Here is a 10,372-nt window from a genome sequence, read left to right as displayed (position 1 = left end):
TGCGATACAACTGAGCATTACCCGTCCTATATCCACCAATTTGTAGGTCGAACGTGATAAGCATGAATTTCCCTTTTATCAAAAAGCCATCCGCAAAAGATGACTTTCTATCTGCGGTGGCTCAGGATCGGATGACTTATGTTGTTCAGCCAATTTCCTGCGCACTGGACAACACGCTGGAACTATACGGTGAATGTCTCGTCCGTATGGTGAACCGCGAAGGACGCCTTGTGGCCCCAGATGCCTTCATTCCGCAATTGGAGGCTGCCGGCAACATCAGCCTGTTAGACGAGCACATGATCACACTTGCGCTTTCCCATCTCAATCAGACCGAACGGGGCGCACTTGGGTGTAATATTTCTGTCGATACCATCCAGGACAACAACGCCTGGAACAGCGTTTACAAAATCATCGCAGAAAATTCTCATCTCGCAGACAGATTGATCATCGAAATAACGGAAACTCGTCCGATCGCGCATATTGACGCGTTCATTGAAAATCTTGCCCAGGCTCGCAGCTTGGGATGCCGCATTGCCGTGGATGATTTTGGCGATGGCTACATGTCACCAGCTATGCTTTTGAGACTTGAAGTCGATATTGTGAAGATCGATAAGTCGCTGCTACGAAATATCCGATCGAGCGGGCAAAACCATTCTTCGCTACATCATATTATCGGGTTTGCGAAAGCCGTCGCGCCGCTGGTCGTCGTTGAGGGGGTTGAGGACGCTCGAGATCTTATACGCTCGGCTGCAGCTGGTGCGACACATGTGCAGGGCTATTTTATTTGCAAACCAAGGCCGAAAGGTTTTTTACCTGAGCATTCGCCGATAGACCCAATTCGTCAGAGCCTGTTGTTTTAACGCTTCGGAGGAAGGCCCCAAACACACGGCTCCCGCCAGAAATTCCTGCACAGACGTCACGATCGCTTTTGGCGGCAGTCAATGTAGCTGGGCCTGAGGATCAACGACCTGCAACCCGGCTTTTCTTAATCCGACCGCAATGCTGTCGATAATGGGCTTTGTAACGTTGTTATGATTAAAGTCGTAATAGAGATTCTCTTCATAATCGGGGCGTAACGCATGCAACCGGCTTACCGCCTGGTTCATTTCTTCTGATCGACCGAGCTGCGCCATCGTAATTGCGCGTAATAACGGCACGAGGTAATAATCCTCCGCGTTAACGCGGCTTAACATTTCAAGCGCACCCAGCATGTCTCCCCGGTAATATCGTTCATAGCCGAGCGACAGGTAGCCCAGGCCCTGCAGTTCACCTGATTCCTCAATCCCTTCTCGTGTGAGCGGAATTCCCTCATCGTCCCGACCAATGTTCGAGAAGGCATTACCGATCCTGATTTTAAGATGAGGGTCATGAAAACGGCTTAGAATTCGTCTGGCTACAAATTCGAACCCCTGGAAATCCTTCTTGTCGTAAGCAGCATACATCGATGCTTGCATTCCGAGAAACGATTGAGGGGCGAGCTCTACGCTTTTCTGGGCTGCGTCACTTAACAACTGACTGAACTCGCTTGTATCCTTTCCAAAAGACGCAGCATTTCGACCGAGCCTGTGATACAATTGCGCAAGCACGCCCCAGGCCTCCGCATCAGCTGGATCCTTCTCCACGACCTTCTCAAGGCATTGCCGCATATTTTGCTGAAATGCTGAGTGATAAATAAATGCAATTCTTTGCGGTTTCGTCAGGCACTCTCTACGATCAGCGTGATCGCCGTATATAATCGAAAGCACAGTCGGTATTGCCCCTTCGAGCCCGACCAGGCGTCCGATCACGACGTCCGCGACAGCATTGGGGTCGCGCAGTGCCTCGTTTTTGACCGGTTCCTCGGTTGCCCAGACGACGACACCGCTGCGGGCATCGTTTAATTTCCAGAGGACGGAGAGAGCTCCGCCCCCTTCCCGCACCAGGCTGTCAAATGTAAAAACGTCGTCATCGGGGCGAGACTTAACAATTGAGCTGACGAAGTCTGCTGCTTCCCCGGCGGCATCGACTATTTTTATTCCGCCGTGGTTTACAAGCTTTCCGACGACAAGCTCGGAAAAATCCTGTGCCAAATAGTGCGCGGCCTGACTTCCGGCAGTTGCCGTTGTATCCCGAACTATTACCACCACAGAGGCCGTGTGATCAGGCACACTCGTAAAAGGCGGCCATGGTATGAAATCAAGCAGGACTGCTGTTATCACCAATGCGACCGCAGCGACGACAGATAGGGAAATTCCCGCATAAGCAAATGGAGCGCTTGGCCAGCGCTTTCTTTTATTCAAAGTTTCTGTTCTGGCGGGGCCCGTTTCCGTGTCATCCAGCCGCGTTTCCTGTCGTTCCTCCCTTCGTTGAAATTCAGGGACATAACGGCCCTTGGGCAATTGGATTATGATGCCATTCTCGTTGTTGGCTGTTTGATTATAGCGATCGAGAAGTGATCGCAAACGCGTTGCTGTCGTTCTGACGATAGGGTCTTCCGCAGAGTCAAAACCGGAATTGCGACCGAAAACTTCGATAGCGATCGAATAGGACTTAATGCGGTCAGCACGGCCTTCCAGGGTTTCGATCACGATATATCGCAGGAATTGCTGCATCCGTTCGGAATTGCGAAACATCTCGGACGCAAACATCTGCGATAGCGCGGCCATCACCTCCTCGCGATCGATCGGGTTGATTTTGAGATCACCTGTCAAGCGGAACTCCAGCAAATACTACTGCGCACTCCGAGCCAAAAAATTGGCAGCCATACATGAAAACCTACCGTGGCAATATCTACACTAAATTAAAGCATTATCTAAATTACAAATTTCAAAAATGTTGTTTGGGAGGCGGGCGGGTGATCTTGGCCCGAAGGTAAGTGCAGATGGAGAGCGTGTCATTGATTCATCGCCTTCAACTTTTGCAAACTGTTGCTCATCTTCTCGATATAGGCTTCCGAGAAATTTGCGTTCCGAAGATCAAAGTCCAGGTGATCTTCGTATCCGGGCCGCAACCGGTGCAGTTCCGCCAACGCGATGCGAGCGTCGGCCGCATGCCCCAGTTCTGCGAGAAGAACCGTTTTGAGTAGAGGAAGCTGATAATGATCCTCGCTCGTCACGTAGGACAATTTCTGAAGCCCGCCTTGATAATCACCTGCAAAATATGAGGCATATGCGAGCCATAAGAATGGTCCCGTTTCCTTAAATTCGGTCTCGTTGAGCCCTTGTCGCAGTAAATTGACGCCCTCCTCCAGCCGACCGATGGCGACGAGTGCTGCACCGAACCGGATTTTCAGATGGGGATCATGGAAGTCGTCGATCAATTCGCACGCAACATCGGCGAATACCCCAAAATTCTTCGCATCAATGGATGCGTACATTTCAGCCAATCGCGATGAAAAACTATTTGGCGCGAGTAACATCGACTGCGTGGCGGCTTGTTGCAGCAGGTTTTGATAAGGTTTCGGATCATCGCCGAAGGAGGCGGCCCGCCTGGCCAACCTGAAATATACCTGCACGAGCAACCCCCAGGCGTCGGCGTTTGTAGGTTGGTCTCTGACGAGTTTTTCCAGACAGGAGCGCGTCGAAGGTCCAAAGTCAGAGTGATAGACAAGTGAGATTCGTTCGGCACGTGTAACGCATTGCACCGGGTTACCAACTGCGGCACTGATCTTCGACAGTGCTCCGTTCAGTCCCAGAACTTGAACAGCCAAACGTTTGGCAATGAGACTCGTGTCCAACCGCTCCAACGGCCCTAGATCGTCGCGATCAGCCCATAAGATTTCATGAGTATCAACGTCGACTATTTTCCAGAGTAGAAAAACGCTTTCATCTACCTCGAGTAACGAACTCCCGAGCGAGAAGCTCGGATTGTGCGTATGCGTTAACTGGTTTGGCTGGACCCTTGAAGATGACGCATCAATGATATTTGCACCACCATAATTGGCCATTTGCCCTGAAATGAGAGCGGGGAACTCTGTGGAGAACGCGTTAAGCCGTTTGTCATTCTCGCGATACTCCATTTCCTGAACGAACAGTGTCGGGGCAGCTGAAGGCTGCTCGGGAGAAATCAGGCCATATGCCATCACCAATATAACGAGCAGTACCAGGGCGCAGCAGAGGGGCCAGCCTACTCGCAGCGTCTTCCGAAATTCAACTCCAGCCGGATCGCTCCGCTCATAGGCGGGATTCCTGTTGAAATCAGGAATATAAGCTCCCCGGGGAAGAGTTATCACGATCGCATTTGCGGGTTTGGGGGAGCTGTTGTAGCGCTCAAGTAGCAGTCGCAGCCGCGTTCCCGCCGTCCGCACAACAGAATCATTGATAATTGCTGCCGAAGGCGATCTGTCAAATACGTCCGTTGCAATGACATAGGACTTGATACCATTTGCGCGACCTTCGATCGTCTCCACCACGATGTAACGGAGAAAACTCTGCATCCGCGGAGAATTTCGGAAAGTGTCCGAAGTGCAGATGTTGGAGAGCGTGTGAAGTATCGCCTCTTTTTCACGTTCCGCCGAAAGCACTCTGCTGGTGTCTGGTTTGCTTTTCTGCGGTTCCGCCAAGGCGACGATCATTTCTGCTGTCCTGGTACATCTCATTAAAAAAGCCCGCAGCCGTCGCTGCGGGCAGATTTAGACAGCTTATGGCGGAGCCGTCTGGTACGTTGACGCATTCTTCAGGCGCCAACTTCGAGACGTTAGATAAGGAGTTGCAGCGAATATAAAGGCGTGAAACCGCATGGAACGGTGTTACGCGGAGCATTGATCGACGGCGACCGGCAAATATCCATCGCTTACTCTCCCTGTCACGTTGACAGGAAAATGAAATTCGCGGAACGCATCCGTGTATCGGTCTGGATCGACCACGATGTCCATGCCTTTGCAGGTACGACAGTTGTTGGGCATCGGTCTGTAACCCCCAAGGCCGCCTGATCGCCGATGCCGCGGAGCCTTTTTTTGCAGGGTCAATGACGGAGCCATACCCGACAGGAAATTTCGCGTAGCGCCTTTGCCGCGGTCGTTGCGGCCCGAAAACCAGCTGGCCTTATCCAGTCTAAAGGAAAGCGGCACCAACCAGCAGGTAGTTGGTCGGTGGAGAAGCGGGCCGTTTCGGTGAATTGCGGTTCTCAGGCCATCCATAGGCCAATGGAAGAATTCGCCTTTTTCGCTGCGGTTTTTCCCTAGCTCCCTGGACATAGGGCCCCACCAGCGAAAACGGAAAATAGCTGCGGTTCGAAAGGCGTTGGAAGGATAACCCGACCTTCCAATCGTGTTTTTATCTCGACACAATATTAGGGGTTGCGCAAATTCCAGCTGCCGCCTAGTACAATCTTTACGTGAAACGAGGAGTGTGCAGATTGTTTAGCCTCGGTCGTCAATACCAGCATCTTAATCATGCCGGGGGCTGCGCGTGTCATAGTTCAAACGCACAGCAGCTTTTCGCACGGATCGGCAAAGAAATGTCGCGCCGCTCGGTTCTAAAAGGCATCGCGGCAACGCTCGCCGTCCCTGCGCTTGGAATCGCGAGCCCCGCATTCGCACAAAAAGCGGAAAAGCCGATTCTGCTTCTGAACGTCAGTATTTTCGATGGGATAAACTCCAAGCTGATCACAGGCCGAAGCGTTCTCGTGGAGGGCAAGTTCATTAAAGCCCTGGTCGCATCGGCCGACGACGTTGCCGATGCAGACGTTATTGAGTGCGGTGGGCGGACCCTGATGCCAGGCATGATCGATGCGCATTGGCATTCGCTCCTTGCGGGAATTTCGCAAATAACAGCGATGACTGCTGATATTCCCTACGTTCATCTGGTTGCCGCACAGGAAGCCGAACGGACGGTATTGCGCGGCTTTACAACCGTCAGAGATGTCGGTGGGCCCTCATTTTCGCTCAAACGGGCCATAGATGAGGGGCGCGTCGCAGGGCCGAGAATATACCCTTCCGGTGCGATGATTTCGCAGACATCAGGGCATGGCGACTTTCGTATGCGTAATGATCTGCCGCGTACATCACAAAGCGCTCTTAGCATTGCGGAGCAGGCCGGGATTTCGGCGATCGCCGATGGAGAAGCGGAAGTTCTTCGCCGCGTGCGCGAGCAACTCATGCTTGGTGCGAGCCAGATCAAGATCATGGGCGGTGGCGGCGTTGCCTCGAGTTACGATCCAGTCGATGCTCTGCAATATTCAGAGGCAGAAATGAAAGCTGCCGTATCTGCTGCGGCAGATTGGGGGACATACGTATGTATCCACGCTTACACGTCGGCGGCGATACAAAGAGCGATTTCCTGCGGCGTCAAATCGATTGAGCACGGTCAGCTTGCCGACGATAAAACGGTCAGGCTCATGGCTGATGCTGGCGTTTGGTGGAGCATCCAACCTTTTCTCGCCGATGAAGACGCGAATACCTATCCTTTGCCCGAGCAGCGAGCGCAGCAGCAAAGCATTGCCGAGGGCACGGCCCGCGCTGTGGAACTCGGACGCAAGTACGGAGTAAAAATGGCGCTCGGCACAGACATCCTGTTCAATCCCAAGGGAACTGCGACACAAGGTCGGCAACTCGCCAAATTCGCTCGATGGTATGACAATGTCGATGTGCTACGCCTGCTGACAAGTGGGAACGCGGAACTCGCAGGCCTCTCGGGACCACGCAACCCCTATCCGGCAAAGCTCGGGCGCATTGAAGCCGGTGCTTATGCGGACCTTCTGCTGATAGATGGCAATCCGCTTGAGGACATCTCGCTGATCGCTGATCCCGATCGCACGATGAAACTCATCATCAAGGATGGCCGGATCCATAAAAACACGATTTCAGCCTGAGCGAGGAAAAAATTGAAGCGGTTTTCTCTTTTCATTGCACTGTCTCTTTGCGGGATGCCGGTTGCATATGCGGCTGACACAACTCGTGACCTGCTGTCCGAACGCGTTCCAGAAGGGACCACTCGTCCAGGCTGGGCGTTTCAGGTAACGCCTTATCTGTGGGCGGCAGGCCTTGATGGCAGCCTGTCACCTTTTAGGCGCGGTCCAACGATAGACGTGGACAAATCCTTTTCCGATGTGATGGACGATCTCAACTTCGGCGGGTTTGTGAACCTGTGGGGGCGTTACGACCGGTTTATCTTCTCAGGCGACATCATGTATGTCGACACCACTGATAGTCATGCCACAGGGCCGCTCTCCGCCTTCCAGATTCCAGGATTGGGTGTCGCGATACCGCCTGGGGCTACAATCGACGGGAAGGTTGACACAAGACAGTTCATGGCGACGCTGCAGGGCGGATACCGGGTTATCGACACATCTCAGTTTACACTGGATGCTCTTGCTGGAGCACGTTTCTGGCATATTTCGAATGACGTCACGGTCACCGCAAGTCATTTCGCCATCGGAAGCCAAACGGCCACGCACGATGAGAGCTTTGGATGGGTCGACCCGGTGGTTGGCCTGCGAGCGTTCCTTCCACTGACTGAGAAGCTCTCCGTTCAGGCCCAAGCCGATGTCGGCGGCTTTGGAGCAGGATCCGACATCACCTGGTCAGTGCTTGCTACCGCCAACTATCTGGTTACGGATAACCTCTCGGTATCTGCCGGCTACAAGGCGTTGAAAGTCGATTATGATCGCGACGGTCATGTCTACGACACGATGCTGAGTGGACCTGTCCTTGGGATGACCTGGCGGTTCTGATTGGCTTTCACTGAAAGTAGCCCTCAGACAGTTGTGGCTACACAGTCGTGTCTTGAACGGATACGAACTCGCGACCTGCGCCTAGCCGGCGAGATAGCGACGCATGCAATAGAGCAGCGTTGCCCGTGCTTCATTCTCACGAATGTCGATCACACGCCCGAAGAAGATGCGGTGCGTCGCCTCGTCGACAGTACTGGATAACTCGCATTCGAAGCTGACCGAGGAGTTGGCAAGGATCGGCGCACCCGTAAGCCCTTCCCTCCAATCGCCGAGCGCAAATCGATCTTCTGCCGGCGTCTTTCCACCAAAGCGTTCGGATATGTCCTCCTGACCTGGCATCAACGTGTTAACGCAGAAATGGCGCGTGTTCTCGAAGGCATGAAAACACGAGCTCGCACGATTGACGCAGACGAGAAGTGTTGGCGGCGTATCGCTGACACTGCAAACCGCCGAGGCCGTGAAGCCGTAACGCTTGCCGCCTGACCTGGTGGTGACAACGTTGACGGCAGAGCCGAGGCGCGACATGCCATTTCGAAACGCGGCTTTGTCCACAATTTCGAAGCGGTGGTTCACCATGTTCATGTCGGCCTCCTGCTGCTGAGCCAACGTTTAGACCAATAGTTCTTTGCGGACAATTTCCGCACCGGCGGCGAGGGCATTCAGCTTGCCTCTGGCTACGCGACGAGACAGGGGTGCCATCCCGCAGTTGGTGCAAGGGTAGAGCTTGTCAGCATCTACGAACTGAAGTGCTTTTCGCAGAGTATTGGCGACTTCCTCCGGGGTCTCAACGGTATTGGTTGCCACGTCAATGGCGCCCACCATCACCTTTTTGCCTCGAAGGAGCTCAATGAGATCTATCGGCACATGAGAGTTGTGGCATTCCAGCGAGATCAGATCGATGCTGGATTTTTGCAGTTTGGGGAAGGATTCCTCGTATTGACGCCACTCCGACCCCAGGGTCTTTTTCCAATCTGTATTGGCCTTGATGCCGTAGCCATAGCAAATATGGACGGCAGTTTCGCATTTGAGCCCTTCGATTGCCTTTTCCAGGGTAGCGACCCCCCAATCATTCACGTCATCAAAGAAGACGTTAAAGGCGGGCTCGTCGAACTGAATGATATCGACACCGGCAGCCTCCAGTTCCCTCGCTTCCTCGTTGAGGATTTTGGCGAATTCCCAGGCCAGCTTTTCACGGCTTTTATAGTGGCTGTCAAAGAGTGTATCGATCATCGTCATCGGACCCGGCAGAGCCCATTTGATCGGCTGGCTGGTCTGCTGACGCAGGAACTTGGCGTCTTCGACAAAAACTGCCTTTTTGCGAGAGACGGCACCAACGACTGTCGGGACACTCGCATCATAACGATCCCGAATTCTGACCGTCTCGCGCTTCTCGAAGTCAACGCCTTCGAGGTTCTCGATGAACGTCGTGACGAAATGCTGGCGTGTTTGCTCGCCATCGCTGACAATATCGATACCTGCCTGCCGTTGATCATCGAGAGACAAACGCAGAGCGTCCTGCTTGCCGCTGATCAATTCCTCGTCCTGCAGTTTCCAGGGCGACCACAATTTCTCAGGTTCCGCAAGCCACGAGGGCTTGGGCAAGCTGCCGGCGGTTGACGTGGGCAACAGTGTTTTCATGATAGGCAACCTTGTGTGTTTGGCTCGTCAGTGAACGTGATTGGCAGACCATTGCTCAAGAACGGTCTTGTACGGTTTGATGAAATGCTCTTCAGCAAACCTTCCCTGCTCGACAGCCAGCCGGCTGCGTTCCTCGCGATCGTAGACGATGCGCGTCAGGGAATAATCCTGGTGCCGGAGATTGGGCTGATAGCAGGCCCCTGCCGCAGAATTGGCGTTGTAAATCTCCGGCCGGTAGATTTTCTGGAAAGTCTCCATCGTGCTGATGGTGCTGATAAGCTCAAGATTGGTGTAGTCATCGAGCAGATCACCGAGAAAATAAAAGGCAAAAGGTGCTACGCTGTTCGGCGGCATGAAAAATCGAACCTGCAACCCCATTTTCTGAAAGTAGTGATCGGTCGAAGACAATTCATCCTGCTGGTATTCAATACCTAATACAGGGTGCTGATTACCGGTTCGACGATATGTCCTGCTGCTGGAGGCACTCAGGCAAATGACTGGCGGTTTGTGAAAATGCTCTTTGTAAGCCTGTGAGTTCAGGAAACATTTGAACAGGTTTCCATGCAGATCGCCGAAATCCTCTGGCGTACCGAAGGCGGGGCGATCCTTGTTGTAAGCAGGCAGCACCACGCTGAAGTCGTAATCCCGGACGTAAGAAGAAAAGTTGTTTCCAACGATACCTTCGATGCGCTCGCCGGTCTTTTGATCAGCGATATTCGTTTTCAGGATTTCAATCAGGGGAAAGGCATCATTATTGCCCTGCGCACCGACATTCATCTCAACCGAAATGATTTCGAGTTCGACAGAATAACGATTACCTTCGGGGTTATCCCAGTGCGCCAGAGCGTTGAAACGATTGTCAATCATCCTCAAGGCGTTGCGGAGGTTCTCTGCGCGGTTCTCGCCTCTGGCGAGATTGGCAAAATTCGTCGTGACGCGCGTATTTTCTGACGGGCGATACCCCTCATCAAAAGAAATCTTCTTTATATTGAAGCTAAAATCTTTGGTCATCACGATCGAACGCCCTAAATCCCCAGATGAACCCTGATTTCATTGACGTAAGTTTCAGGACGCACCGGATGTT

8 protein-coding genes are annotated in these 10,372 nt (G+C 52.9%); 3 read left to right on the top strand and 5 right to left on the bottom strand.

Features of this window, described 5'->3' with window-relative positions:
* The first annotated feature begins 62 nt into the window (after positions 1–62).
* The gene (locus tag M0412_RS15810) at positions 63–860 is read left to right on the top strand and encodes an EAL domain-containing protein (protein ID WP_269699304.1); all 798 of its coding nucleotides are present in this window, start codon (positions 63–65) and stop codon (positions 858–860) included.
* 78 nt (positions 861–938) lie between these two features.
* Here M0412_RS15810 and M0412_RS15805 read toward each other — a convergent pair whose 3' ends face one another.
* Together M0412_RS15805 and M0412_RS15800 are read right to left on the bottom strand one after the other, a co-directional pair.
* On the bottom strand, positions 939–2,690 hold the full coding sequence (locus M0412_RS15805) for a tetratricopeptide repeat protein (RefSeq protein ID WP_269699303.1): 1,752 nt from the start codon (positions 2,688–2,690) through the stop codon (positions 939–941).
* 182 nt (positions 2,691–2,872) lie between these two features.
* Positions 2,873–4,552, bottom strand: a complete 1,680-nt coding sequence (locus M0412_RS15800; RefSeq protein ID WP_269699301.1) for a hypothetical protein — start codon at positions 4,550–4,552, stop codon at positions 2,873–2,875.
* Positions 4,553–5,334: 782 nt separating this feature from the next.
* Between M0412_RS15800 and M0412_RS15795 the strand changes: the two genes are divergently transcribed.
* Positions 5,335–6,789: an amidohydrolase family protein gene (locus tag M0412_RS15795; RefSeq protein ID WP_269699300.1), complete on the top strand. Its 1,455-nt coding sequence runs from the start codon at positions 5,335–5,337 to the stop codon at positions 6,787–6,789.
* A gap of 12 nt (positions 6,790–6,801) precedes the next feature.
* Positions 6,802–7,650: a hypothetical protein gene (locus tag M0412_RS15790; protein WP_269699299.1), complete on the top strand. Its 849-nt coding sequence runs from the start codon at positions 6,802–6,804 to the stop codon at positions 7,648–7,650.
* A gap of 81 nt (positions 7,651–7,731) precedes the next feature.
* Here M0412_RS15790 and M0412_RS15785 read toward each other — a convergent pair whose 3' ends face one another.
* The 3 genes from M0412_RS15785 to M0412_RS15775 are packed head-to-tail and all read right to left on the bottom strand — an operon-like array spanning position 7,732 to position 10,299.
* A complete protein-coding gene (locus M0412_RS15785; RefSeq protein ID WP_269699298.1) occupies positions 7,732–8,232 on the bottom strand; it encodes a flavin reductase in 501 nt (166 codons plus the stop codon).
* A 27-nt stretch (positions 8,233–8,259) separates the two neighbouring features.
* Positions 8,260–9,288, bottom strand: coding sequence for a methionine synthase (locus M0412_RS15780; protein WP_269699296.1), 1,029 nt, complete (start codon positions 9,286–9,288; stop codon positions 8,260–8,262).
* A gap of 27 nt (positions 9,289–9,315) precedes the next feature.
* The gene (locus M0412_RS15775; RefSeq protein ID WP_269699526.1) at positions 9,316–10,299 is read right to left on the bottom strand and encodes a DUF1852 domain-containing protein; all 984 of its coding nucleotides are present in this window, start codon (positions 10,297–10,299) and stop codon (positions 9,316–9,318) included.
* Positions 10,300–10,372: the final 73 nt, after the last annotated feature.

This window comes from Agrobacterium sp. O3.4, from assembly GCF_041414895.1.
Taxonomy (GTDB): domain Bacteria; phylum Pseudomonadota; class Alphaproteobacteria; order Rhizobiales; family Rhizobiaceae; genus Agrobacterium; species Agrobacterium cucumeris.
The sequence above is the reverse complement of the archived record's forward strand: the minus strand, read 5'-3'. Positions and strand labels throughout refer to the sequence as shown.